Source organism: Coprococcus sp. BIOML-A2, from assembly GCF_009875795.1.
Lineage (GTDB): Bacteria > Bacillota > Clostridia > Lachnospirales > Lachnospiraceae > Coprococcus > Coprococcus aceti.
Genome location: NZ_WWSI01000003.1, coordinates 584678 through 610501, shown reverse-complemented (window position 1 = coordinate 610501; position 25824 = coordinate 584678). Strand labels below are relative to the sequence as shown.

Below are 25824 nucleotides of genomic sequence, written 5' to 3'. Positions count from 1 at the left end.
CCCTCAAGATAAGATATCCCATCTTCGGAGTAAGACCCCTTGAAGACTACAAGGTTGATAGGCTTCAGGTGTAAGTGTGGTAACGCACTCAGCTGAGAAGTACTAATAGGTCGAGGACTTATCCTTAGAGGTTTCTAAGAGATAAGCTTTAGAAGATACCTCTTTCTGTGTGAAATTCTGAAGGTACAAGTTAAAAAAATATAAAAAACACTTGCATTTTCAAGTCAAATGTGTTAACATTGACAAAGACGCCGTGGTTTACCAGGTGATATTCCTCGATAGCTCAATGGTAGAGCACTCGGCTGTTAACCGAGGGGTTGTAGGTTCGAGCCCTACTCGGGGAGCTGCTTTTGAAAACCTGGCCCCATGGTCAAGCGGTTAAGACATCGCCCTTTCACGGCGGTAACACGGGTTCAAATCCCGTTGGGGTCATTTGACAATTAAATATGCCGATGTGGCTCAATTGGCAGAGCAGCTGATTTGTAATCAGCAGGTTATCGGTTCGAGTCCGATCATCGGCTTTTTGCTTAAAGCAAGAAGTTGCCAAAAGCAATAAATGGGTGGATTCCCGAGTGGCCAAAGGGGACAGACTGTAAATCTGCTGCGTAATGCTTCGATGGTTCGAATCCATCTCCGCCCATTTTATTTTTTTGCCGCGGGGTGGAGCAGTCTGGAAGCTCGTCGGGCTCATAACCCGAAGGTCATAGGTTCAAATCCTGTCCCCGCTATTTTTATGTAAGCCCAGATAGCTCAGTTGGTAGAGCAGAGGACTGAAAATCCTCGTGTCGCTGGTTCGATTCCAGCTTTGGGCACTAGATGAAAAGCTGAAACTTTTATGAGTTTCAGCTTTTATTTGTTTATGCGGGCAAAGCCCTCCAAAACGTACAGTATGTATATTTATAGGATTCCGAAGGAGGAGATATCAGAATGGTATTTGAGGTTGGACAGGTTATAAAGATGAAGAAGGCGCATCCTTGTGGAACGAATTCTTGGGAGATACTCAGAGTAGGAATGGATTTCAGACTCAGATGTACTGGCTGTGATCATCAGGTCATGGTGCCCAGAAAATTGGTGGAGAAGAACTTCAAGGGATTTATTGAAGAATAAAAAAGAAGCAGGATCATGATTAGGCGATTATGATTCTGCTTCTTTTTTTATATAAAGTTTTTTGTGAGCCGATTGAGTATAACTCATATATTAGCTTTACTCTCTTTAAGGGAGGAGCGCAGCCGCTTGACGGCTGCGCCAATTAAGGGATTGGGGGGTGTAGTCATTTCTGACTACAAAAAAGGGAGTAAATAACAAAAAATAGTAAATTGTCAAATTTCATTGTAAGCTGTCAACGCTTTCTGTTGTTTTTCTGTATCTCTTGCTTACAAGTTGATAATATGATAAATGGATCAGGATTGCAATAGCATTTGGCTCATTTAGGTTATAATGCCATATTTGTTGGCGATTTTGACTGTTTTTGACTACTTTTGCATGTATAATCGTAAAAAATCATCTAATGTAACATAACGCAACGATATTGCGCAAGTTGCACACAGGCAAGTTGCGCAATACAGAAGAGATATATAATAATAAAAGAGCAGAATCACGATTAGGCGATCATGCTTCTGCTCTTTTTATTTATATAAGATTTTTTGTGAGCTGATATTGAATATATCATAACCTTTGATTACTCACCTTTAAGGGAGGGACGCAGCCGCTTGACGGCTGCGTCAATTAAGGGATTGGGGGGTGTAGTCATTTCTGACTACGAAAAAAGGGAGTAAAAACAAAAAATAGTAAATTGTCAAATTCCAGTGTAAGCTGAAGATGTTTCTGCTGTTCTTGTATCTCTTGCTTACAAGCTGATAATATGACATAAATGTTATTTATGCAATAGCATTTGACTGTTTTCCGTCATATTCACATATTCATAATAAATTTTGACTGTTTTTGACTGAAAAGGAATAAATCAGACATTTGCACTATTCAAATGGCATGCTTATGTGATATAACTTTACTTATATGACGTGATAATACATTATTCCACAGATGAATTATCACAGATAATATGCATACGAAAAAAGATCAGGGAGGATCAAGATGAAGAGTAGCAAGAAAAATCTTATTGCCATTGCCGTGGTAATTCTCATTATTGCGGTTCTCGGAATTCTGTCTATATATGTAGATAAGATTCCATCGCCATCGACATATGCGACATTCTGGGCACTTGTACCATCGGTTGTCGCTATCACGCTGGCACTTATAACGAAGGAGGTTTACAGTTCACTGTTTATAGGAATTGTAATAGGAAGTGTGTTTGCCTCCGGATTCAGTTTTACGGGCAGTATATCGAATGTACTGCAGGATGGACTGATCGCACAGCTTTCAGATTCATATAATGTAGGTATACTGATATTCCTTGTCATTCTTGGAACCATAGTTGCACTTATGAACAAGGCAGGTGGATCCAAGGCATTTGGTGACTGGGCAGCTACCCATATCAAGACCAGACAGGGCGCGCAGCTCTGCACAGTTCTTTTGGGAGTTCTGATATTTATCGATGACTATTTTAACTGCCTCACAGTCGGTAGCGTTATGAAGCCTGTAACTGATAAACACAGGATATCAAGGGCGAAGTTTGCATATGTTATAGATGCAACAGCGGCACCTATATGTATCATAGCCCCTGTATCATCATGGGCTGCGGCCGTCAGTGGATTTGTAAAGGGTGAGGATGGCTTTGGTCTGTTTATAAAGGCCATACCATATAACTATTATTCATTCCTCACACTTGCGATGATGATCGCAATGATCGTTATGAAGGTTGAGTTTGGTTCCATGGAGAAGCATGAGCTCAATGCCCTGAAGGGAGATCTTCTCTCAATGGGAGATGGCAAGAAGACTGTCACAGCAGAGGAGACTGATGTGGTCAACAGCAACGGCAAGGTAGTTGATCTTATAATACCTATCATATGTCTTGTTATCTGCTGCATTATAGGAATGATCTACACAGGTGGATTCTTCAGCGGTGTAAGCTTTGTAGAGGCATTCTCAAACAGTGATGCATCTGTTGGACTTGCAATTGGAAGCTTGTTCGGACTGCTTATTACAATTCTTCTGTATGTGATAAGAGGAGTCCTGGATTTTGGTAAATGTATGGAGGCTATACCAGAGGGCTTTAAGGCAATGGTACCGGCTATACTGATCCTTACATTCGCATGGACGCTCAAGGGAACTACCGATATGATGGGTGCAAAGGATTTTGTACAGACAGCAATGACATCTGCATCGGGAAGTCTGTTTAGTTTCCTTCCTGCGGTTATATTTATAGTTGGATGTCTCATGGCGTTTGCAACAGGAACATCATGGGGAACATTTGGAATACTTATCCCTATTGTGTGTGCAGTATTTGAGGGTAAGAATAATGAGCTTATGATCATAGCGATATCAGCATGTATGGCTGGAGCTGTGTGTGGAGATCACTGCTCACCTATATCAGATACCACTATCATGGCATCAGCAGGAGCGCAGTGTAACCATGTAAATCATGTGGTAACACAGCTTCCATATGCGATAACAGCGGCTATCATGTCATTCGTGTCATATGCTATAGTTGGACCGCTTACATACCATCTGCATGTTAAGTGGTTTATCATGCTTCCGATATTCATAGCAATGATGGTTCTTCTGATATTTGTACTCAGGGTCATCAAGCGCAGGAATCCTGCAAGTTATGTGAATGCGGATACTAGAGTAGCGGATGCGGAGTAGGCAGATCAAATTGTAAATAAAAGGTATATTTAACGAAAAAAATAGTTGACTTATGATGGAACATAAGTTAATATGTGAGAGTAGAGTTTTCATTTATTTGAATCCTCTCTCCCCTCATTATGGTGACCAGGTACCCCCTGGTCACTTTTTTGTTTATATGGACAAAATATAGCATGGGCACTTTATATTTGTTAACTTGAGCAATCACATGTAAAGGTATATTCTATATACCATAGATGCCGGGGAGACAGACATCATAATAAATAAAGGAAAGAGAGTAGTTATGCAGGATAACAGAGAGATAACAAATGAAGAAGTCCAGAAGGCTTCGGAGATAATCAACAATTTGCTGAGTTACTATAACAGTAAGGTTGTGGGACAGCCTTATCTGGGATATTCACTTCTGGTTGCAATGATGACAAACGGTCATGTGCTTCTGGAATCCGTTCCAGGACTTGCCAAGACCACTGCTGCCAGGGTTATGACAGAGGCGGTTAATGGATCATTTTCAAGGATCCAGTGTACACCGGATCTTATACCGAGCGACATAATTGGAACCCAGATGTACAACATGGCGACCAATACATTTGAGGATAAGATAGGTCCGGTTTATTCGAACTTTGTACTACTCGATGAGATAAACAGGTCCAGTGCGAAGACACAGAGTGCCATGCTGGAGGCGATGCAGGAGAGAGAAGTCAGTATAGGAGGAAAGACATATAAGCTGCCGGAGGTGTTCGTGGTAATAGCGACCCAGAATCCGATCGAATCTGAGGGTACGTATGTGCTGTCAGAGGCACAGCTTGACAGATTCCTTCTCAAGGAGACTGTGACATATCCAAGCGCAAGGGATGAGATGGAGATACTCAACAGAGTGGAGGCAGGAGTTTTTTCAGACGTGAAGTCCGTTGCCAGCGTTGACGATGTGGTGTATCTTCAGAAGCTGTGCAAGAGGATTTATATAGATCCGGCGATAAAGAAATATATAGTTGATATAGTTCAGGCAACCAGAATGACGGATAAGATACTTGCACCTGAGCTTGCACAGTATGTTGCCATGGGTGCGAGCACAAGAGCGGCTATTGCGTTCATGGAGGTAGCAAAGGCGATCGCACTTATAAATGGGAGAAGATATTGTGTTCCTGATGATGTGAAAGCACTCAGATATTCAGTCCTGAGACACAGGATCATGCTTACATTTGCCGCTGTTGCGGAAGACGTGAAGATTGAGAAGATTATAGATGCCATAATAGGTTCGGTTAAGACGCCGTAGGGGAAGACAGTTAATTATGAAGATGACATATATATCCAGAATACAGGGAAATATGAAGGGATATAAGACCATATATACTACCAAGGCAACGTCGAGGATAATCGATGGTTCGTACAATTCCATCTATAAGGGCAGGAGTATGAACTTTGATGAGCTCAGGGAGTATGTCGTTGGCGATGATATCAAGGACATGGACTGGAAAGCATCTGCCAGGAGCCAGAAGCTTCTGGTCAGACAGTATATCGCCGAGAAGAAGCATAATATAATGCTGGTGATGGATGCCGGAAAACGTATGCTTGGATATGCCAATGATGTTCAGGAGAAGAGTGACGTTGCACTTATGGCGGCAGGAACCCTGGCATATATGGTGTGTGACAATGGTGATTATGTGAGCGCTACTTATGTTTCAGACAGGGGCGTGGAGCACTATCCGTTTAAGACAGGCTTTGCAAATGTCGAAAATATTCTTGCGGGTTACCACAGGAACGTTACCATGACTAATGACTCGGATACGGGGGATGCGCTGAGCTTCATTGCGAGGAATTTCAGGAGGAGAATGATCATACTTGTGGTGACGGACACCAGAGGTATCCTGAATATGTCGGAGGCAACTGTAAAGCAGTTAAAGGTACTGCATGATATACTGCTTATAAATGTTGAGGATGCCGGGATGAACGGTAAGAATGTATATGACATATCCGGTGACACATATATTCCTGAATTTTTTACCAGGGACATGAAGCTGGCAAAGAAAGAAGAGAGGAAAAGGCAGGAGCTTTCAAGTGCCTGTGACGACAAGCTTAAGAAACTTGGTATTTCGTACCTGACGGTCAGGTCTTCTGACAGCATGGATGAAAAGATAGTAGAGCTGCTCAACAAGCACAAGACTGAGAGCTCTGGAAAGTAGTTAAATGGGCTGATGCCCGGAGATAAGAGGAAGAAGATATAAGATATGGAAAGTTCAGTGAATTTGCAGGAGCCGCTTTCGTATGTGGTATGGCCGATCGTGCTGACCGGAGCGATAACAGCCGCAGTGCTGTTGTTCTTTGGTGTCTGCTGGTATCTGGGAAGACGTAGAAAAATGGCGGCGGAGCTGCCGAAGGTGGTGAAGCCTGCGCCTATGGATATGGGTAGAGTGAAGGCCAGATATCTGTCAGAACTGGCGGATATTGCGGGACAGTATGATCAGGGAAAACTTGATGTAAGAGGTGCATATCAGCGTATGAGCCGTTGTATCAGGGGATTTGTTCATGCTGCAACCGGCATAAGGGTTCAGAATTATACTCTGTATGATATAGAAAGATTAAACATGCCGGAGCTGTACTACCTTGTGGCTGAGTATTATGCGCCGGAATTTGCAAGAAAGTCCGATGGTGATGTGAGGGCTTCCCTTGAGAAGACAAGGAGTTTGATTGAGAGATGGCAATAAAATATCATATTGTTCTATATGCAGGCCTGGCTATTGCGCTGTTTATGCTGGTATTTGTGTTTGTGAAATACAAAAAGACAAAGGAATATGCCGGAGGAAAAAAGATCGCAGGGCTCATATTCCAGGAAGATGAGGCATATTTCAGGAAAAGAAAAATATTATATAAGACCGGGCTTACAGCCACGCTCATATGCTGCGTACTGGTTGTCGTATCGGCATTCCTGCTCATGGCAAAACCATACACGAGCAGGCGTATGCAGGATGAAAAGTATTGCAGGGACATCATTCTGTGTATCGACATATCAACATCCGTGGATTATCTCAACGAGAATCTGCTGGACAAGCTGAAGAAAACAGTTGATGAGCTTCAGGGCGAACGTTTTGGAATCGTGATATTTAACACAAGTCCGGTGCTGCTTACTCCGCTCACGGATGATTATGAGTATGTGAAGGATCAGCTTGATCTGATCGCACAGTGTCTGAAGAGCAGAAATGAAGTGAATCTGGACGATGCATTTTCATCGGGGTACGACTGGATATATTATCAGGCATATATATCATCTGGAACTCTGATTGGAAATGAGCAGAGGGGAAGCTCACTTATAGGGGACGGCCTTGCTGCTGCGGCAATCGATTTTTCGGATGCTGACAAGGAGAGGACAAAGGTGGTAATATTCTCCACTGACAATGATATACAGGGAACACCGGTGGCAACTCTGGATGAGGCGGCCGATATATGTGTTTCAAACAATGTCACGGTGTATGGAGTTGGAACAAAGGAGATGACACCGGAAAACAAGGAGTCCATGAAGAATGCGGTGGAGAAGACCGGTGGTAAATTCTATCTTGAGGAGGAATCCGGATCATTTGGAGAGATAGTATCATCGATAGAAAAGCTGAGTAAGAATCTGGTCAAGGTGAGGATGGTGGATGTTGAGACACCTGAGCTGTTATATCCATTTGTATTGATGCTGGTTCTGTTTGCAGGAATGCTAGGACTTGGCCGCTGGCTCAAATTATAAGACGTTACAGGAGAGAATTATGAGAATAGATCCAATTATACCAATCTGGCTTATGCTCATATTGTGCGTTGGCATGGCGTTCCTGAAAAGGCGGAAGAGAAGCGCATATATAAGGCAGATAGCTGCCATCATACTGATATTTCTCATCAATCTGAGGATCATGGTCCCAAGCAGCAACGTGGAGACAAGTGTCCGGAAGCTTGACACATATGTGCTGTTCGTTGTGGATGACACCATAAGCATGCTGGCTCAGGATTATGCTGGGGATACAGAGAGGCTGACGGCGGTGAAGAAAGACTGCGAGCACATAGTTGATGAGATGGACGGTGCTAAATTTGCAGTCATAACTTTCAATAATAGTGCAAATCTGATATCGCCATATTCGGATGATTCAAATTTTGCAAAAAGTGTTCTGGATTCAATATATCCGCTGGATTCGCTATATGCCAGGGGGTCGTCCATGAATGTCTGCATAGATGTGATGACGGATACCCTTAAGCGTGCAAAGGAGAAAAATGATGGAAATGTGGTCGTGTTCTTTATAAGCGATGGTGAAATAACCAACGACGACAGACTCAAGTCATTTGACGGGGCGAAAAAATATATTGATGGAGGCGCAGTGTTGGGGTACGGCACAAAGGAAGGCGGCAACATGTATGTGAAATCATATTACGATGACCGGAAGGAGCTGCTTGAGGACACATCGGACTACCCGTATAAACCAGCGGTGTCGAAGATCGATGAGGATAATCTGAAAAAGATTGCCGATGATCTGGGCGTCGACTATATAAATATGAACGATGGTTCTGCGCTGGATAAGGTTGTGGAGAAGTCACGGGGAACCGCTGAGTCAACGGATAAGGGTAAGACTATAGGATATGTGGATATATATTATCTGTTTGCAGCATTATTTGCAGGACTTGTTGTATATGAATTTTTTGATATGAGAAAGAAAGTCATAAAATGAAAAACAGATCAGGAATAATAAAGATCGTTGCTGCAGTGACCGGAGCTGTCAGCCTGCTGTGTATGGCGGTGCTTCTGGTGAATTATCTGTGCAATGAGCATTTTATAAGTGAATACAAAAAGGGACAATATGTGGACAGCACAGTGAACGCCGTGCTTGGCTTTACTCAGCCACATATATACCATTATAATCTTGGTGATGTATATTACAGTCAGGGAGATTACGAGGGCGCCGAGCAGGAGTTTCGTAAGGCACTTGAAAAGAAGCCGGGTGGTGAGTCCGACTGTAAGACAAGGGTCAACCTCGCGCTGTCCATAGTGAAGCAGATAGATCCTGATGGTGTTACCAAAGAGAATCTGGATGAGGTGATAGACATACTTGAGGGGGCAAAGGACATTCTCATAGAGAATGACTGCGCTCACAGGGATGATGAGGATGGACATTACGAGGATGCACAGACTCTGAAGGATGAGATAGATGCCTTTGAGGAACAGCTCAGGAAGCAGACGGAGGAACAGGATCAGAAAGGTGATCAGGATCCAAATGACCAGAAGGATCAGGGCAGTGACGATGAAAACGAAGAGGATACACAGGAGCCTCAGTCTTCTGATAAGGAATCGGAGATACGAAAGCAGCTCGATGCCATCCAGGGAGACAGTCTTGAGCAACGAAATCAGGAGATGGATGCATACGAGACATACAAAAATGAACATGATTACTACGGCGGACGCACTTGGTGATCATACATTAATAGACATTAAATTCTAAATATAAAACTTGCGCAATATTAAGACGCGGGGTATAATACTGCTAGTTATGGTCATTTGTGGAAAAGTGACCAGAATAAGGAGATAGAATCGAGCAATGGTAAATGAAGAAAAGGTCATTCTAATGACGAAGATCGCCATGTACAAGGAGTCGCTTGGGCGTGAGGATCTCGAAAAGGGTAAATATTTTCAAAGTGACTATGTGAAGCTTAACTGTCTTAAGACAATTGTTTCATCTACGGTGCTGTTTGTAGTTTTTGCCGCAGCTTACATATACTATAATCTTGCAGATATAGTTGAGAAGCTCACAGAGCTTGACTATGTGAAGGTGGCGAGCAGCATTGTGGGCGGCTATGCAGTGGTGTGTATTGCATTTGCGCTTTTCGCGTGGGTCTTATATACATACAGATATATGAAGGCAAAGCCAAAACTCATAAAGTATAACCAGAATCTTAAGAAACTGATAGAATTTTATGAGAACGAGGACGGAACACGCCGTTCTGTCAAAAAAAAGAGGAGGGCTAACTGATAATGTCAACACTTCTGGATTTCCGCGATGGAGTAAAGAATTTTTGTAGTAAGTATGATAAATTTGTTTCACCACTGTGTAAGTTTATACTGGCACTTGTTGTGTTCTGGTCAATAAACCATCTTACAGGATATAACAGCACGATAAGCAGTATCGTAGTGGTCCTGGCAGCAGCTTTTGTGTGTGCGTTCCTTTCAGGCCAGCTCACACTTGCCATTGCAGGACTGTACGCATGTGCCCAGGTTGCCAGCGCAAGTCTGGAGCTTGGAATCTCATTTGTTGTCATATTTGTGATAATGTATTGTGTATATATAAGATTTTTCCCTAAGGCATCATGGATCATTCTGTTTATGCCATTCTTTTACATTATAAAGTTCCAGTATTTCATGCCGATCCTGGCTGGAATGACAGCTGGATTCACAGGAATGGTTCCTGCAGCATTTGGCTGTATATTCTACTTCTTCCTGAAGCATACTGCTGATTACGTTGCTTTAAGCTCAAGTTCAGCAGAGGGTGATCTGATAGAGGGATACAAGTATATTTTCCAGCATCTGGTGCAGGATAAGACACTTCTGCTCACCATAATAGTGTTTGCAGTTGTTATAGTTCTTACATACATAATATATAGAATGTCATTTGCATATTCATGGTACGTTGCCATCATCACAGGCGGTGTGGTAGAGATCATACTGTTCCTGGTTGGAACTTTGTCCATGGAAGTTGAGGTATCCCTTGCGGGGGCTCTGCTTGGATGCATACTGGCGATACTGGTGGCCATAGTGGTTCAGTTCTTCAAGATAGTTGTGGACTACTCAAGTGTTGAGAATACACAGTTTGAGGACGATGACTACTACTACTATGTAAAGGCTGTGCCAAAGGTCATGGGTGGTGCCCAGAGAAAGGCAGCCAGAAGAGAGCAGCCATCGCCAAGACCACAGCAGAAGAGGTCGACTTCGTCCGGATCAGGCGCACAGAGAAGCCGGTCTGCGGCAAAGGAAGATTCTGTTACAGGATCAACAAGATAGATACATTGAAAAGAGCTTACATGTGAGTGACCTGACTTTTGTCAGGTCACATTAATTATACGGAGTATTTATATACCGAAAGGAGGATGAAATGGATAAGATATCAACGTTTATATCAACGTATTTTGATTGGTTTTATATAACAGTTCCAGGCACAGTAGATATAATAGAGATACTTATTTTGTCATTCTTTATATACAGGATCATGTTGTGGTTCAAGCAGAGCAGAGCATGGACTCTTCTGAAGGGTATAGTTATGATCGTGCTCTTCACTGCCATTGCGGCGGTGTTCCAGTTCAATACGATCTTATATCTGCTTAAGAATGCATTCAGTGTGGGAATAATAGCGGTGGTGATCCTGTTCCAGCCGGAGTTCAGACGAGGACTTGAACAGCTTGGAAGAAAGAAGCTGATCAATTACATTATACGAGATGGCGAGGATGATGGTGTTATATCGGAGAAAACGATATATGAGCTTGTGAAGACGGCCCAGGTCCTGTCTGCAAACCGTACCGGTGCACTCATAGTCATTGAGAATGAAGTTGCACTGGGCGAGTATATTGATACGGGAATACCGATCGATGCGGTCGTGACTAACCAGTTACTTCTCAATATATTTGAGCACAACACACCGCTTCATGATGGTGCGGTGATCATAAGAAAGAACAGGGTAGTTTCTGCCACATGTTATCTGCCACTGTCTGCAAATGACTCCATCAACAAGGAGCTTGGAACACGACACAGAGCCGGTATAGGTATCAGTGAGGTGTCAGACAGTATGACTCTTATCGTATCTGAGGAGACAGGTTCAATATCCATTGCACAGGGAGGCGAGCTCTTCAGGAATCTGGACAGCGAGGGCGTGAGAAGGCATCTTCAGACGCTGTGCAAGGAGTATAATGGAAGAAAGAGCCACAGGTCTTCAGGTGCCCGTCCGGTTAAGCGGAGAAAGAGAGTCGTTGTGGAGAATAAGAATAAAGCTTCCAGAAAGGAGGCTGATGAGAATGAAAAATAACAGCGCAGAGCCTAAGAAAAAGGCAAATAAGATATACAGCAATATAGGTCTTAAGCTTCTGTCGGTTGTGCTTGGATTTCTGGTGTGGCTTCTTGTACTGAACATCGATGATTCAGCCGTGACAAGGACCATAAGGGACATTCCGGTCAATCTGGTAAATACTGACGCCATAACAAGTCAGAATCAGTTGTACACGATAACTTCAGGTGATACCGTGGATATAGTCGTCAAAGGACGTAAATCACTTATAAGCGATCTTGATGCGTCGGATTTCAAGGCTGTAGCGGATATGTCAAAGATATCCATAACAAATGCGGTGCCTATCACTGTAACTGCGAACAGCACCAACATAGCTAAAAAGGTCAGCATAACTGTTGTGGACAACGTGCTGTCAGTTGAACTTGAGGACGAGAAGTCAGTGTCAGTTCCTGTGTCCGTGGTGACAACAGGCGAGGTTGCTTCCGGATATACGGTTGGTAACAGTGTGGCAGCTCCAAACCTCATAACGATAAAGGGTGCTGCAAGTATAGTTTCGAGCATAGATCGTGCAGAGGTGACAGTTGATGTGACCAGTGCAAAGGATGATATAACGACAAACTGTACTCCTGTATTTGTAACCGCTGATGGTGAGAAGATATCAGACAAGTCGATATCCTACGATGAGATATCGATAGCAGTCACAGTTCCGGTATACAAGACTAAGAATATACCTGTTCATGTGGATGTCACAGGAGATCCTGCGGATGGATATCTTGTATCAGATATAACATATGTACCGGAGACCGTTGATATAGGTGGAGACGCATCGATAATAAAGGATATAACAAGCCTTGATATAACGGATGTTGATGTGAGCGGATGTACAGCAGATGTTGAGACGACACTTGATGTATCAAAGTATCTTCCAGAGGGTGTGGTCGTGACAAAGGAGAGCGCATACATCAATGTGAAGATAGCGATCGAGAAATCAGTTACAAGAAATATAACGGTGACCACAGGGGATATCATCCTGAGGGGCAAGCAGAGTGGATACAGCTATGAGATGAGCATGGGTGATAGCAATACGATAACCGTGAGCGGAATCTCAAGTGCGGTGTCCAAGGTATCGGCCAAGAGCCTGAAGCTGTCCATAGATGCTTCCAAGCTCTCATATGGCGATAATACGATCACGCTCAGTGTCCCTGATGGAGATAAGTACACCGTGGTAAATACGTGTACAGTTATGGTAAAGGTTACTGAGACACAGTAGTCATTGTCTGGAGGTGTATGTATATGGATACAGAAAAGTTGAATGAGCTGAGACAGATCATAGAAGATTCGGATAATATCGTTTTCTTTGGCGGTGCAGGAGTATCGACGGAGAGCGGTATACCAGATTTTAGAAGTGTGGATGGACTGTATAATCAGAAGTATAAGTATCCGCCGGAAACTATAATCAGCCACAGCTTTTACAGACGGAACCCGGAGGAATTTTACAGATTCTATAAGGACAAGATGATATTTGCTGATGCAAAGCCGAACAAGGCTCATATAAAGCTGGCGGAGCTTGAGAAACAGGGAAAGCTCAAGGCGGTGATAACGCAGAATATCGACGGACTTCACCAGATGGCAGGTAGCAGGAATGTCATAGAGCTCCATGGTTCTGTTCATAGAAATTACTGTGAGAAATGCCATGCTTTCTATGACCTGGATTATATAGTCAATTCGGATGGTGTGCCTAAGTGTGAAAAGTGCGGAGGCACTGTAAAACCGGATGTGGTGCTGTATGAGGAGGCACTTGATGAGGATAATATGTCGAGGGCACTCCAGTATATATCCGAGGCGGATACGATGATAATCGGTGGTACATCGCTTGTTGTGTATCCGGCAGCAGGACTTATCAGATATTTCAGGGGGCGGAAACTGGTGGTTATAAATATGTCCCCGACACAGTCGGACAGCAATGCAGATCTTCTGATAGCGGATAAGATAGGAGATGTGCTGGGCAGTCTGTAGCATATGACGACAAAGGCATGTTGAAGGCATGCTATACAGATTCTATATAGTATGGAGGACGGTTTATGTATTTTGACAGATCAAATGGCTTCCCGAAAGATTTCCTGTGGGGCAGTGCGTCTGCTGCATATCAGATAGAGGGAGCGTGGAATGAGGATGGCAAAGGCCCATCCAACTGGGATCAGTTCGTAAGGATCCCGGGAAAAACATTTAAGGCTACGACAGGTGATAAGGCGGTTGACCATTACCACAGATACAAGGAAGATGTGGCACTTATGGCGGAGATGGGACTTAAGACTTACAGGTTCTCAATATCCTGGCCAAGGATCATACCTGATGGCAATGGCGAGATAAATGAAAAGGGCTTACAGTTCTATGATGACCTGATCAATGAACTGGTTAAGTATGGAATTGTTCCTATGGTAACAGTGTACCACTGGGATATGCCACAGGCACTTGAGGAGCAGTATCACGGATGGGAGAGCAGACGAATAGTCGATGATTTCGTCAGATACGCAAAGGTTCTGTTTGAGAGATACAGTGACAGGGTAAAGCACTGGATAATCATGAATGAGCAGAATGTATTTACAGGTCTTGGCTGGAATGCAGGAATGCACCCACCAGGAAAGGTTGATGACCAGAAGATGTTCTATCAGGTAAACCATCATGCATTTATGGCACACGCCAAGAGTGTTATTGCACTCAAGGAGATCTGCCCGGATGCTAAGGTCGGTTCATCCTTCGCATATACACCGTCATACGCATTTGACAGAAAGCCTGAAAATGCGATGGCGAAGATGGATTATGATGATCTGAACAACTTCTACTGGATGGATATGTATGCCTATGGCCGTTATCCAAGGGCTGCCGCTGCTTACCTCAAGAGCAAGGATCTAACTCCGGTTATGGAGGACGGTGACGAGGATATCCTCAGGAAGGCTGCAGGTCTCATAGATTTCATGGGTGTAAACTATTATCAGTCATGCGTTGTCGAGCACAACCCGATAGACGGAGTGGGAACGACTCACGAGATGAACACGACCGGCAAGAAGGGCACGGCAAAGGTTCAGGGTGTTCCGGGACTCTACAAGAATCCTGCAAATGAATTCCTCCCTACAACGGACTGGGATTGGACTATCGATCCGATGGGACTTCGTATGTGCTGCAGACAGATCACTTCAAGATACGACCTTCCGATCGTAATATCTGAGAATGGTCTCGGTGCATTTGACAAGTTCGAGGATGGGGAGATCCATGATCCGTACAGGATAGATTACCTGAAACATCACATAGAGGAGCTCAAGAAAGCGTGTGATGATGGCTGCCGTGTCCTGGCATACTGCACATGGTCTTACACAGATCTTCTCAGCTGGCTCAACGGATATCAGAAGAGATACGGATTTGTGTATGTGGACAGAGAAGAGGACGAGAACAGTGGAACTCTGAACAGATACAAGAAGGATTCTTATTATTGGTACAAACATGTTATAGAGACCAATGGTGAGGAGCTGTGATAATAGAATAATATCAGAACAGGGAGAACCGGCACATAAGTGCTGGTTCTTTTTCGTACTAAAGTTATGCATTTAGTCATTTAATTTTTAAAACTAGCCGTTTGGCTAGTTTACTAAAAGCCCCAGTGTATTATAATTATTTGTTATGTTGATGGCAATATCTGGCAGTAACTGCCAGGGATTAAAGACAGGAGGAAAGGGATAATTATGAAATCAAAGAAATTGGTAACTGGGTTGATTATGGCATGTATATTTGCTGTAGTGATTATTGCGGGAAAGAACTCTGTGAAGGTGCAGGCCGCGGATGGGGATGTGGCAATTGTGACGGATGGCAATGGCGATGAGATCGGATCATATGCTACACTGGCTGATGCATTTGCAGCCGCACAGAATGGCTATACAATATGTATAATTAGTGATATATATGATCCTTCGGCTTCTATAGGATACAATGATAGTGAACATAATAAACATATCATTATAGATCTCAACGGTAAAAGTGTCACTTTGCAGATGATGAATTTTGATTATTCGTTATACGTGAAAAACGGAACATTAAATTGCGGTATCACAAATGGAAGTGTTGGATTTACTAATGCTATGCTGACTTTGTCAAATGTAAAATTCATTACGGATGATATCAACTGGATGACAAATGATGGAATCTGTCTGAATAATGGCTCAAATGTGACACTCAACGGTTCACAGTGTTGGTTTGAAAAACTTGAGATGGATACAGACTGTGTATTCACGGTACAGAACAGTAACGGACTTAGCAACTTTGGGAATATTGCAGATGGATTTGACGGCGTGAAAGAGTTTGTACCAGAGGGACTTTCTGTAGAAGGAACGACAATCATTGATGATGAGACAGGAGCCAAGGCTAAGGATTTTATTCTCCGTTACCGCAGCTTGTCGGATGATGCAGATGTCGCTGTCAGCATTGATCCAAAAACATATGTGTACGATGGAAAAGAAAAGAAACCTGCGGTTACGGTTTCTTATGGCGGAAAGACTCTGACAGAGGGAAAAAGTTACTCATGTGTATATGCGGATAATATTGATGCGGGAACAGCTACAGTTACTATCAAGGGTGAGAATACCATGCATGGACAGATCGTGGAAGAGTTCACAATAGATAAGGCAAAGCAGAAGGCACCTACAGGTTTGGTCGCAACGGCAGAAACTGTGGATGGGAAAAATGATGGTCAGATATCTAATCTGAAGACGTCAATGGAATATAGTGTCGACAAGAAAAAATGGTTGGATTGTGAAAGCACGGTACTTAAGAAACTTGCAGATGGAAATTATTATGTGAGATATAAGGAGACCAAAAATTATTATGCATCTCCTGCTGCAAAGGTAGTGGTAAAGAAGGGGAATGTACCAGCAACAAATGAACCGACTACAAATGAACCTTCAACTGAAAAACCAACGTCAAGTGAGCAGACGACAGAGAAGGTAACAACAGAGAGACAGACAACCGATGAGAAAACTAACGTGACCTCAACAGAGAATACAACTGTAGCAGACTCAAAAAAGGGGTCAGGTGTACCAAATACCGGAGATGACGGAAATGTGGCATTGATGCTCATAGTCATGATGGCATGTTTATTAGGGGCTGCCGGGGTGGTAGTTTACCATAGAGAGAAATAATTTAAAATAATAAAAAAATGTTAGCACTCAGTGTTGACGAGTGCTAACAAGTGTGTTATATTATCATCAGACAGGGAAGTGATATTAAGGTATCAGTTCCCTGAAAGTTTAGTTTAGGAGGTAAACAGCTATGGAGATGGATAAATACACACGTAAATCGTTGGAAGTTGTAGAGAAAGCAAAAGAAAAAGCTCTGGAGTACGACAATCAGGAACTTACGCAGATGCACCTTTTGGCTGGCTTGCTTGAGATAGATGACAGTTTGATAGCCAAGATATTTGAGAAGATGGGCGTGAATGTTACTGGTGCCGTGAATGCGGTGGAGGATAAGCTGGCAAGGTTGCCGAAGGTCAGCGGTGGCAATATGTATGCCGGAAATAACTTCTCAAAGGCTCTCATCCAGGCAGAGAAGGAAGCGAAGCAGATGGGCGACACATATGTGTCTGTTGAGCATTTGTTCCTCGGCATGGTGGATAAGGCTGATTCGGATATCAAGGAGCTTCTTAAAGGCTGGGGAGTTAGCAGGAATGCATTCCTCAAGGAGCTGGCAGAAATCAGAGGTAACCACAAGGTGGACAGCGATGATCCGGAGAGCTCATATGAGGCTATGGAGAAGTTCGGATATGATCTGGTCGAGAGGGCAAGACAGCAGAAACTTGACCCGGTAATAGGACGTGACGCTGAGATACGAAATGTGATCAGGATCCTGTCAAGGAAGACAAAGAACAATCCGGTGCTTATCGGTGAGCCTGGCGTAGGTAAGACTGCGGTTGTAGAGGGACTTGCACAGAGGATACTCAGAGGTGATGTGCCAGAGGGACTTAAGAACAAAAAGATATTTGCACTTGATATGGGAGCTCTTGTGGCCGGTGCCAAGTACAGAGGTGAATTTGAAGAGAGACTTAAGAATGTCCTTGATGAGGTTAAGAAGTCTGAGGGTGAAGTGATTATGTTCATCGATGAGCTTCACACTATCGTCGGAGCAGGCAAGACTGATGGTGCAATGGATGCGGGAAACATGCTTAAGCCTATGCTCGCCAGAGGTGAGCTGCACTGTATAGGTGCCACAACACTGAACGAGTACAGACAGTATATAGAGAAGGATGCGGCTCTTGAGAGACGTTTCCAGCCGGTTATGGTGGATGAGCCAACCGTTGAAGATACAATATCTATCCTTCGAGGAATCAAGGAGAGGTACGAGGTGTTCCATGGAGTTAAGATATCAGATGGTGCCCTTGTAAGCGCAGCGGTTCTTTCCAACAGATATATAACAGACAGATTCCTGCCGGATAAGGCAATAGATCTTGTTGACGAGGCGTGTGCCATGATCAAGACAGAGCTTGATTCAATGCCTGTTGAAGTGGATGAGATCACACGTAAGATAATGCAGCTGGAGATTGAGGAGACAGCCCTTAAGAAGGAGGAGGATAATCTGTCAAAGCAGAGACTGGCAGACCTTCAGGCTGAACTGGCAGAACTCAAGGATCAGGCAAATTCCCTGAAAGCAAAGTGGGAGAATGAAAAGGCTGCAGTTGAGAAGATAAGAACACTCAAGGAAGAGATGGAGCAGGTCAAGGCCGATATACAGGCTGCTCAGAGAAACTATGACCTGAACAAGGCAGCAGAGCTTCAGTATGGTAAGCTTCCTGCTATCCAGAAGGAACTTGCAGAGGCTGAGTCTACAGCTTCAGATAAGGAGAGGGAGCTCGTACATGAGGTGGTTTCAGAGGACGAGATATCCAAGATCGTATCCAAGTGGACGGGAATACCTGTTGCAAAACTTACGGAGAGTGAAAAGAGTAAAACTCTTAATCTTGCCAGTGAACTTAAGAAGAGAGTTGTAGGTCAGGATGAAGCCGTTGACTATGTCAGCGATGCGATCATCAGATCAAAAGCAGGAATAAAGGATCCTAGCAAGCCAATCGGTTCATTTATATTCCTTGGACCAACCGGTGTAGGTAAGACAGAGCTTGCAAAGAGTCTTGCTGCGGCGCTGTTTGACAATGAGCAGAACATGGTCCGTATCGATATGAGTGAATACATGGAAAAGCACAGTGTGTCAAGACTTATAGGAGCGCCTCCGGGATATGTAGGTTATGATGAAGGCGGTCAGCTGACAGAGGCTGTTCGTAGAAAGCCATATTCGGTTGTCCTCTTTGATGAGATAGAGAAGGCACATCCGGATGTGTTCAATGTGCTCCTTCAGGTGCTTGATGATGGACGTATCACGGATTCTCAGGGCAGAACTGTGGACTTCAAGAATACGATCATTATCATGACATCAAATATCGGTGGTGCAGATATTGCAGCTGCCGGCGGAGAGATCACAGATGAACTGAAGAATGACGTAATGGCTCAGCTTAAGAGCAGATTCAGACCTGAGTTCCTGAACCGTATTGATGAGATCATTACATTCAGGGCACTGTCCAAGGACAACATCAGTGGTATCGTTGATCTTCTCATGGCAGATCTCAACAGCAGACTGGCAGACAGGGAGATCACTATCAAACTTACGGAGAGTGCAAAGCAGCACATCATCGATCAGGGATATGATCAGGTGTATGGTGCAAGACCGCTCAAGAGATATCTGCAGAAGAATGTGGAGACGCTTGTTGCCAGGATGATACTTGCGGGCAGCGTGAGCACACAGTCAGCCATAGTCATCGATTATGATGGAACGGCTCTTGTGGCAGGAAATGAGAGATAAAATAATACAGGTCATACAGAGAAGGGCACAGGGGTAATACTCCTGTGCCCTTCTCTGTATTCACAAAAAATGAAATTAATGGTATAATTGGCGCTGATGAAAAATGTTCGGTATATTATTTGAAATTTACATGAGGAGGGCAGGGAGTGAGTACAGAGAATGTCAGCTTAAAAAAGATAGATCTTGGCGATTATGTTTTTCTGGCGAGACCATGCGTGGCTGTTTCGGAGGAGGCTGTGAAGCATTTGGCAGAAAGGGCCGTGCAGGGAAAACTGGAATTTATCGGAGTGTTTGATGACAGAATGGATGACAGTGTCCAGCGGGAAGTGGTTATGAGCTTGGCATCGTCTCCTGAGATATCGATAGCGATACGGCATGTGTGCGCGGGGCTTTACAGCAGAAGCTTTCTGGACACATACTGCGACGGAGTGGAGGCACATCAGCAGGGGCTGTTTCCTGATCTGTATATATTGTGGATGGCATTTGTACATGCTGATAGGGCGATGTTTGCAGCCTGTGACATGTGTGACAGAGTTGAGATAGACACAGTGTGGATAGACGATGTGGATGCGGCGTACACGGTCAATATAACCTACGACCGCATAAAGGATCATCTCATGCAGGACTGGTCTGTGTGGGAGAAGTGGAAGGGATATTACACTCTTCAGAGATGGAGATGTTACTACGAGATGCTTCACTGGATGACAGAGGATGCGGGCTGGCAGTTTGCTGAGCGTATGGCTGTTGATTTCCACAGGAGCATGGAACTTGATGAGCTTGACCAGGAGCTGTTCAGCCAGGAGGAGAAGACAGGGCTTTATGTTCTTGCTAAGGATCCGGGATTTCTCAAGAGATATTATCTCGGCAAGGTAGTCTACAGCAAAAAGATATTTGACCTTAACAATGAACTGGGGCGACGCGCTGAAGAGCTGGATGCGAGTCACAGAGAAAATGATGAACTCAGAAGAGAGATGGAAGCTCAGCGGATCAATTATGAGACATCAACCACTTTCCGTGTGGGCAAGGCTGTGATGTTTGTTCCGGTGACACTGAAGAAGGCTGTAAAGAAGCTTTTGCATAGAAACTAACAGATGAGATGGAGGGGGTGTATCAGTGATTGATGTATCGATTGTGTTGACAGTATACAATGCGGAGAGTTACATAGAGGGATGTCTGGACATGATAACCGGACAGACCCTTAGAAATATACAGATAATATGCGTTGACGATGGATCCACCGATAATTCGTCGCAGATCATAGAACAGTATGCGCAGAAGGATGACAGGATCGTACTTATAAGAGAGAAGAATGCCGGAGCGGGTGCGGCAAGAAACCGTGGAATGCAGGAGGCAACAGGAAAATATATACTGTTTCTCGACTGCGACGATTTCTACGAGCCTGAGATGGTAGAGAAGGCTTTCCGCAGAGCCGAGGAGGAGCAGGCGGAGATAGTCATCTACAAATCAGACCAGTACAACATGGATACTGAGGAGTATGTATATGAGAAGTGGGCCATGATAGAGTGGGCACTTCCACCGTATGAGCCGTTTAACCGCAGACAGATATCCACAAATATATTCAGAGCATTTGTGGGATGGGCGTGGGATAAGCTGTATCTCAGGGAATTTGTGATGAAGAATGATCTGAAATTTCAGGAGCAGAGAACCACAAATGATGCGCTGTTCGTGTTCAGCGCGCTGGTGCTGGCTGAGCGCATATGTACAGTAAGTGAGATACTCATCCACAGAAGAGTGGATACCCGGGATTCGCTGTCCAAGACCAGAGAGAAGTCGTGGGATAACTTCTATCACATGCTGCTGGCACTCAGACAGATGCTGAAGGATCACGGTCTGTACACAGAGATAGAGAAGGACTATATAAATTACGCTCTTCACTTCAGCCTGTGGAACTACAACACGCTGGCGGAGCCGACAAAGACAAAGCTCAGAGAGAAGCTTCTCGGCGAATGGTATGACGAGCTTGGAATATCCGCAAGACCTGAGGAATATTTTTATAATGAGTACGAGTATGGCCAGTACAAGGACATGTTAAATTTTACTGTTGAAAAACAGTGATATATATGAGTATAATAGGAACAAATTTTTGATGGAGGTAAATTCGATGTTCAGTTTTGACGAGATAACAAAGGTAGATCCAGAAGTAGCGGCAGCAATGACAGACGAGTTCAACAGACAGAATAACAATCTGGAGCTCATAGCTTCCGAGAATATAGTATCAAAGGCGGTTATGGCAGCCATGGGCAGCCATCTCACCAACAAGTATGCAGAGGGATATCCTGGTAAGAGATATTACGGTGGATGTCAGTATGTGGATGTTGTTGAGGACCTTGCGAGAGAGAGAGCCAAGGAGCTGTTTGGCTGTGAGTATGTGAATGTACAGCCGCACTCAGGAGCACAGGCAAACATGGCAGTATTCTTCGCAATGCTTAATCCTGGCGATACATTTATGGGAATGAATCTTGATCACGGCGGACATCTCACCCACGGTTCACCGGTCAACATGTCTGGAAAGTATTTCCACTGCGTGCCATACGGTGTAAACGATGACGGATTTATAGATTATGACAGAGTTCTCGAGATTGCAAAGGAGTGCAAGCCAAAGCTTATCGTAGCAGGAGCTTCAGCATATGCCAGAGCTATTGATTTCAAGAGATTCAGAGAGATCGCTGATGAGGTTGGAGCATATCTCATGGTAGATATGGCACACATCGCCGGACTTGTGGCAGCAGGACTTCACATGAGCCCGATCCCATATGCCCATGTGACAACAACCACAACGCACAAGACTCTCCGCGGACCTCGTGGTGGTATGATCATGTGCAGCAACGAGATAAATGAGAAGTTTAATTTCAACAAGGCTGTATTCCCTGGAATCCAGGGCGGTCCTCTCATGCATGTGATAGCCGGTAAGGCAGTATGCTTCAAGGAGGCTCTTACACCTGAGTTCAAGGCATATCAGGAGCAGGTTGTCAAGAATGCGGCAGCACTTGCAAAGGCACTCATGGCAAGAGGCTTTGATATTGTATCAGGTGGAACAGACAATCATCTGATGCTCATGGATCTCAAGAGACTTGGACTAACAGGTAAGGAAGTTGAGAAGCTTCTTGACGAGGTTCATATCACAGCAAACAAGAACACTGTTCCGAACGACCCTAAGTCACCATTTGTAACAAGTGGAATAAGACTTGGTACACCAGCCGTTACCACAAGAGGTGCAAATGAGGCTGACATGGAGATCATAGCAGACGCCATAAAGGCAGCAGTCCTTGACAATGATAAGGCAAAGGCTGAGCAGCTTGTAAAGAGTATTGTAGAGAAGTATCCACTGTATGCATAATCGATAAGAAATATTGATGCATTGCAGTACGTCAGGCATATAAGATAAGAACAAGAGCGGCACGGAAGTTTCCGTGCCGCTTTTTGAGAACATGAACATGAAAAGTAACAGTAAAGTTAAGAAAAAATTACTCATAGCAGCCGTGGCTGTTCTGGCTATAGTTGTGGCGGTGATCCTGGTATGTGCGGCATATCTTCATGCGGGCAGAAGCTCCCTCAGAGGACAAAGATCCAGGGATGCTGAAATGCTGTATGAAGGTCACAGCTACATGTATGATGAAGACAACATTAATATACTGTGTATCGGTGTGGATGCCAGAGGAGAGGCTGACACCGTGGGACAGGGGGATGCCCTGATACTTGTCACACTCAATGTCAGGGACAAGACGATAAGATGCCTGAATATCAACAGGGATACTCTGGCACCTGTCAAGGTATTTGGTGTTGCGGGCAAATATATCACGACCCAGAATCTTCAGGCAGCACTGGCATTTTCATATGGCAGTGATGTGGCTGACGGTGCGGAACTCACGGAATATACGGTATCAGAACTGCTTGACGGACTTCCGATACATGCATATGTGACGCTTGACTTTGATGGGATCAGCAAGATGAACGAGCTTGTCGGCGGAGTGACGGTGAAAGCCATGGAGGATCTGGACAGAGCAGATATACGCCAGGGCGAGACAGTGACACTGTCAGGGGAGCAGGCGGTATATTATGTGACGGAGCGCAACAGTGCCTCGGAGGATATAGGAACAAATGCCGCCCGTATGGACAGGCAGAAGCAGTACATGTGTGCATGGTGCGGCCTGCTAAAGGAAAAGCTTAAGAGAAATCCCCTGAAGATATGGGATATGTATGAACAGATGTCGGGATATATATCAACAGACATATCCAGAACCGGGATGCTGTATCTGGCGTGGAAATTTGCCGGGGCGGAGTTTACTGATGACGGAATGTATGAGTTCCCGGGTTCATATGAGAGAGAGAATTATTATGATGAATATATTGTTGACGATGCGGCGTTAAAGGAGCAGCTTGTCGAAATGTTCTACAGAGAAGTGGAGTAATGCCTGTATGCAGAACGATGATAGACAGGAAGAATTAGAAAGAAAAATTGCAGAGGCGGTGGCGCTCGCGCAATCCGTTGTCGAGGACAATGAGCGGGAAAGTCACGCAGAAAATGGAAATACCGACAGCCCTGAGATAGAGGCAGTGATGACCGAACCGGGAGGAGAGCGTAAGAAGCTCTTATGGAAGGTAGTCTTGGGGGTATCATCGGTGGTTTTGCTGGTGTGCATCTGCCTGATCGTGAGATATGCGTTTGCACATAACCGGAGCAACCGTGCAAACCGGGCACTCAGGGAGTATGTGGATTATGGAACAGATGGAGCTACGGAGAGCGATGCCTCGTCCAAGCAGGATGCAGGAATTGATGATGTGATATTCCCGCATGTGAAGGTGGACTTTGATGAACTTCAGAAAAAGAATCAGGATATATGTGCGTGGATATACATACCTGGAACAGATGTCGATTATGCGGTACTGCAGGGCAGTGACAACAGCTATTATCTGAGCCATGATGCATATGGGGAGTACAGCCCTGATGGAGCAATCTTCATAGACTCTGCAAATTCCAGAGGATTTTCGGATTTTGATACGGTCATGTATGGACACAACATGTCCAGTGGAACTATGTTCAAGACTCTGCACAATTATGAGGATGAGGAATTCCTCAGAAACAACAGGAATGTGTATGTATACACACCGAACAGTACGCTGTGTTATACGGTGTTTGCTGCATACAGGACAAATGACAGACATATATTCACATACAATGATTTCTCTGACAAAAAAGGCAGACGGTCGTACATAGATGGAATATTTGACGAGAATTTTGATACTGGGGTTGTGCAAAATGACCAAAAAATAGATGTTGACAGCAGACTGCTGACTCTTTCTACATGTTGTGGAATGGATGGAAAAAGATGGATCGTGCAGTCGGTACTCACAGGGGAAATAGAAGCGGATGCCAGATAAAAAAGGGAGTTTTGCACAATTGACGCGCTCTTTTTATGATGGTATACTTTGGAACAAAGTATGATGTCAGGAGAAGGACATCAGGGAGACAAGGAGTGAAGGTTATGACAACAAGATTGGGGAAGGCAGCTTCATTTAAGAGAAAAGCGGCAGCCTGGCTTGCAGCGGTGGCGATAACATTAGGCTGCGGAACAACAGCATTTGCGAATAACAGCCCGGAGAATGATTATGAGACAGATTCGACACACATTCTCATATCCGAGGCGGATACAACTATAGCGGATATTGACAATCTCATGCTTGGAGATGCACCATCGGAGGTGCTTGGAGATAAATCACTGGATGGATATTCAACTCTTGCAGTGTTCTCAGTTACAGCGGTGAATGATTATGATTATTCTGAGATAGAGACGACAAAGATAAGAGGAGCAGCCATCACCAGTGATATGACAGTTCAGGTGAGATTTCTTCCGGATGACGGAGACTGGACCAAGATTCCATTCAGCGTAGAGAGCGGAGTTCTTCTGGCAGAATTCCCATCGGATGGACAGCTTGCAGTGTTTGTCAAGGATGACATAGATATACCGGATGATGATGATCCTCAGACTGCGGGTGTATCACAGGCAGGAAAGGCACCACAGACAGGAGACAGACTCCCAATATACATATTTACCGGAATCGTAGCGGCGGCACTTGTGGTTGTATCAGTGAGAAAGATAAGAAAATAATATATAGTGTATATAAAAAAGAACTTTTGCATATA

At 44.3% G+C, this 25824-nt stretch carries 22 protein-coding genes, 6 tRNA genes and 1 rRNA gene; all 29 read left to right on the top strand.

Annotated features, from left to right (window positions below):
* Window positions 1-126: ribosomal RNA gene (locus GT575_RS09605) — 23S ribosomal RNA — on the top strand; the annotation flags it as partial.
* A gap of 146 nt (window positions 127-272) precedes the next feature.
* Window positions 273-344: transfer RNA gene (locus GT575_RS09600), tRNA-Asn, on the top strand.
* Window positions 345-360: 16 nt separating this feature from the next.
* Window positions 361-432 (top strand) — tRNA-Glu (locus GT575_RS09595).
* A 16-nt stretch (window positions 433-448) separates the two neighbouring features.
* Window positions 449-521, top strand: a tRNA-Thr gene (locus GT575_RS09590).
* A 37-nt stretch (window positions 522-558) separates the two neighbouring features.
* Window positions 559-640 (top strand) — tRNA-Tyr (locus GT575_RS09585).
* Between the two features lie 14 nt (window positions 641-654).
* A tRNA-Met gene (locus GT575_RS09580) sits at window positions 655-728 on the top strand.
* An 11-nt stretch (window positions 729-739) separates the two neighbouring features.
* Window positions 740-812, top strand: a tRNA-Phe gene (locus GT575_RS09575).
* Window positions 813-927: 115 nt separating this feature from the next.
* Window positions 928-1107: a DUF951 domain-containing protein gene (locus GT575_RS09570; protein ID WP_015533982.1), complete on the top strand. Its 180-nt coding sequence runs from the start codon at window positions 928-930 to the stop codon at window positions 1105-1107.
* Window positions 1108-2091: 984 nt separating this feature from the next.
* Window positions 2092-3762, top strand: a complete 1671-nt coding sequence (locus tag GT575_RS09565; RefSeq protein ID WP_161171912.1) for a Na+/H+ antiporter NhaC family protein — start codon at window positions 2092-2094, stop codon at window positions 3760-3762.
* A 283-nt stretch (window positions 3763-4045) separates the two neighbouring features.
* Window positions 4046-5035, top strand: a complete 990-nt coding sequence (locus GT575_RS09560) for an AAA family ATPase (RefSeq protein WP_015533980.1) — start codon at window positions 4046-4048, stop codon at window positions 5033-5035.
* Window positions 5036-5051: 16 nt separating this feature from the next.
* Window positions 5052-5942, top strand: coding sequence for a DUF58 domain-containing protein (locus tag GT575_RS09555; RefSeq protein ID WP_022216145.1), 891 nt, complete (start codon window positions 5052-5054; stop codon window positions 5940-5942).
* A 45-nt stretch (window positions 5943-5987) separates the two neighbouring features.
* Complete coding sequence (locus GT575_RS09550) at window positions 5988-6464, top strand: hypothetical protein (protein WP_055147058.1); 477 nt, start codon at window positions 5988-5990, stop codon at window positions 6462-6464.
* On the top strand, window positions 6455-7486 hold the full coding sequence (locus tag GT575_RS09545; protein WP_015533977.1) for a VWA domain-containing protein: 1032 nt from the start codon (window positions 6455-6457) through the stop codon (window positions 7484-7486). The genes GT575_RS09550 and GT575_RS09545 overlap by 10 nt, the downstream gene beginning before the upstream one ends.
* Before the next feature lie 19 nt (window positions 7487-7505).
* Entirely contained in the window at window positions 7506-8453 is a 948-nt protein-coding gene (locus tag GT575_RS09540; RefSeq protein ID WP_015533976.1) for a vWA domain-containing protein, read from the top strand.
* Window positions 8450-9193: a tetratricopeptide repeat protein gene (locus GT575_RS09535; RefSeq protein WP_015533975.1), complete on the top strand. Its 744-nt coding sequence runs from the start codon at window positions 8450-8452 to the stop codon at window positions 9191-9193. Before GT575_RS09540 ends, GT575_RS09535 begins: the two co-directional genes overlap by 4 nt.
* Before the next feature lie 124 nt (window positions 9194-9317).
* Entirely contained in the window at window positions 9318-9749 is a 432-nt protein-coding gene (locus GT575_RS09530) for a hypothetical protein (RefSeq protein WP_015533974.1), read from the top strand.
* A gap of 2 nt (window positions 9750-9751) precedes the next feature.
* Window positions 9752-10774, top strand: coding sequence for a hypothetical protein (locus GT575_RS09525; protein ID WP_022216141.1), 1023 nt, complete (start codon window positions 9752-9754; stop codon window positions 10772-10774).
* 91 nt (window positions 10775-10865) lie between these two features.
* A complete protein-coding gene (cdaA, locus tag GT575_RS09520) occupies window positions 10866-11789 on the top strand; it encodes a diadenylate cyclase CdaA (protein WP_055147046.1) in 924 nt (307 codons plus the stop codon).
* Entirely contained in the window at window positions 11779-13038 is a 1260-nt protein-coding gene (locus GT575_RS09515; RefSeq protein WP_022216139.1) for a CdaR family protein, read from the top strand. Before cdaA ends, GT575_RS09515 begins: the two co-directional genes overlap by 11 nt.
* 23 nt (window positions 13039-13061) lie before the next feature.
* On the top strand, window positions 13062-13784 hold the full coding sequence (locus GT575_RS09510) for an NAD-dependent protein deacylase (RefSeq protein ID WP_022216138.1): 723 nt from the start codon (window positions 13062-13064) through the stop codon (window positions 13782-13784).
* 65 nt (window positions 13785-13849) lie between these two features.
* On the top strand, window positions 13850-15298 hold the full coding sequence (locus GT575_RS09505) for a glycoside hydrolase family 1 protein (RefSeq protein WP_055147043.1): 1449 nt from the start codon (window positions 13850-13852) through the stop codon (window positions 15296-15298).
* A 207-nt stretch (window positions 15299-15505) separates the two neighbouring features.
* Window positions 15506-16954, top strand: a complete 1449-nt coding sequence (locus GT575_RS09500) for an LPXTG cell wall anchor domain-containing protein (RefSeq protein ID WP_161171911.1) — start codon at window positions 15506-15508, stop codon at window positions 16952-16954.
* Between the two features lie 130 nt (window positions 16955-17084).
* Window positions 17085-19661: an ATP-dependent chaperone ClpB gene (clpB, locus tag GT575_RS09495; RefSeq protein WP_161171910.1), complete on the top strand. Its 2577-nt coding sequence runs from the start codon at window positions 17085-17087 to the stop codon at window positions 19659-19661.
* Between the two features lie 146 nt (window positions 19662-19807).
* Entirely contained in the window at window positions 19808-20749 is a 942-nt protein-coding gene (locus GT575_RS09490) for a hypothetical protein (protein ID WP_055147034.1), read from the top strand.
* Between the two features lie 25 nt (window positions 20750-20774).
* On the top strand, window positions 20775-21737 hold the full coding sequence (locus GT575_RS09485) for a glycosyltransferase family 2 protein (protein WP_055147031.1): 963 nt from the start codon (window positions 20775-20777) through the stop codon (window positions 21735-21737).
* A 46-nt stretch (window positions 21738-21783) separates the two neighbouring features.
* Window positions 21784-23019, top strand: a complete 1236-nt coding sequence (gene glyA, locus GT575_RS09480) for a serine hydroxymethyltransferase (protein ID WP_055147028.1) — start codon at window positions 21784-21786, stop codon at window positions 23017-23019.
* 97 nt (window positions 23020-23116) lie between these two features.
* Entirely contained in the window at window positions 23117-24091 is a 975-nt protein-coding gene (locus tag GT575_RS09475) for an LCP family protein (protein ID WP_158576563.1), read from the top strand.
* A 7-nt stretch (window positions 24092-24098) separates the two neighbouring features.
* The gene (srtB, locus tag GT575_RS09470) at window positions 24099-25061 is read left to right on the top strand and encodes a class B sortase (protein ID WP_055147022.1); all 963 of its coding nucleotides are present in this window, start codon (window positions 24099-24101) and stop codon (window positions 25059-25061) included.
* A 104-nt stretch (window positions 25062-25165) separates the two neighbouring features.
* On the top strand, window positions 25166-25789 hold the full coding sequence (locus tag GT575_RS09465; protein WP_015533966.1) for a hypothetical protein: 624 nt from the start codon (window positions 25166-25168) through the stop codon (window positions 25787-25789).
* The last annotated feature ends 35 nt before the right edge of the window (window positions 25790-25824 follow it).

Excerpts from the sequence above, each read along its gene's own strand:
- GT575_RS09540 (WP_015533976.1), top strand. The coding sequence starts at position 7,506 with ATGAGAATAGATCCAATTATACCAATCTGGCTTATGCTCATATTGTGC.
- GT575_RS09465 (WP_015533966.1), top strand. The coding sequence starts at position 25,166 with ATGACAACAAGATTGGGGAAGGCAGCTTCATTTAAGAGAAAAGCGGCA.
- glyA (WP_055147028.1), top strand. The coding sequence starts at position 21,784 with ATGTTCAGTTTTGACGAGATAACAAAGGTAGATCCAGAAGTAGCGGCA.
- GT575_RS09525 (WP_022216141.1), top strand. The coding sequence starts at position 9,752 with ATGTCAACACTTCTGGATTTCCGCGATGGAGTAAAGAATTTTTGTAGT.
- GT575_RS09505 (WP_055147043.1), top strand. The coding sequence starts at position 13,850 with ATGTATTTTGACAGATCAAATGGCTTCCCGAAAGATTTCCTGTGGGGC.
- srtB (WP_055147022.1), top strand. The coding sequence starts at position 24,099 with ATGCAGAACGATGATAGACAGGAAGAATTAGAAAGAAAAATTGCAGAG.
- GT575_RS09475 (WP_158576563.1), top strand. The coding sequence starts at position 23,117 with ATGAAAAGTAACAGTAAAGTTAAGAAAAAATTACTCATAGCAGCCGTG.
- GT575_RS09515 (WP_022216139.1), top strand. The coding sequence starts at position 11,779 with ATGAAAAATAACAGCGCAGAGCCTAAGAAAAAGGCAAATAAGATATAC.
- cdaA (WP_055147046.1), top strand. The coding sequence starts at position 10,866 with ATGGATAAGATATCAACGTTTATATCAACGTATTTTGATTGGTTTTAT.
- GT575_RS09550 (WP_055147058.1), top strand. The coding sequence starts at position 5,988 with ATGGAAAGTTCAGTGAATTTGCAGGAGCCGCTTTCGTATGTGGTATGG.
- GT575_RS09545 (WP_015533977.1), top strand. The coding sequence starts at position 6,455 with ATGGCAATAAAATATCATATTGTTCTATATGCAGGCCTGGCTATTGCG.
- GT575_RS09565 (WP_161171912.1), top strand. The coding sequence starts at position 2,092 with ATGAAGAGTAGCAAGAAAAATCTTATTGCCATTGCCGTGGTAATTCTC.
- GT575_RS09555 (WP_022216145.1), top strand. The coding sequence starts at position 5,052 with ATGAAGATGACATATATATCCAGAATACAGGGAAATATGAAGGGATAT.
- GT575_RS09535 (WP_015533975.1), top strand. The coding sequence starts at position 8,450 with ATGAAAAACAGATCAGGAATAATAAAGATCGTTGCTGCAGTGACCGGA.
- clpB (WP_161171910.1), top strand. The coding sequence starts at position 17,085 with ATGGAGATGGATAAATACACACGTAAATCGTTGGAAGTTGTAGAGAAA.
- GT575_RS09500 (WP_161171911.1), top strand. The coding sequence starts at position 15,506 with ATGAAATCAAAGAAATTGGTAACTGGGTTGATTATGGCATGTATATTT.
- GT575_RS09560 (WP_015533980.1), top strand. The coding sequence starts at position 4,046 with ATGCAGGATAACAGAGAGATAACAAATGAAGAAGTCCAGAAGGCTTCG.
- GT575_RS09570 (WP_015533982.1), top strand. The coding sequence starts at position 928 with ATGGTATTTGAGGTTGGACAGGTTATAAAGATGAAGAAGGCGCATCCT.
- GT575_RS09530 (WP_015533974.1), top strand. The coding sequence starts at position 9,318 with ATGGTAAATGAAGAAAAGGTCATTCTAATGACGAAGATCGCCATGTAC.
- GT575_RS09510 (WP_022216138.1), top strand. The coding sequence starts at position 13,062 with ATGGATACAGAAAAGTTGAATGAGCTGAGACAGATCATAGAAGATTCG.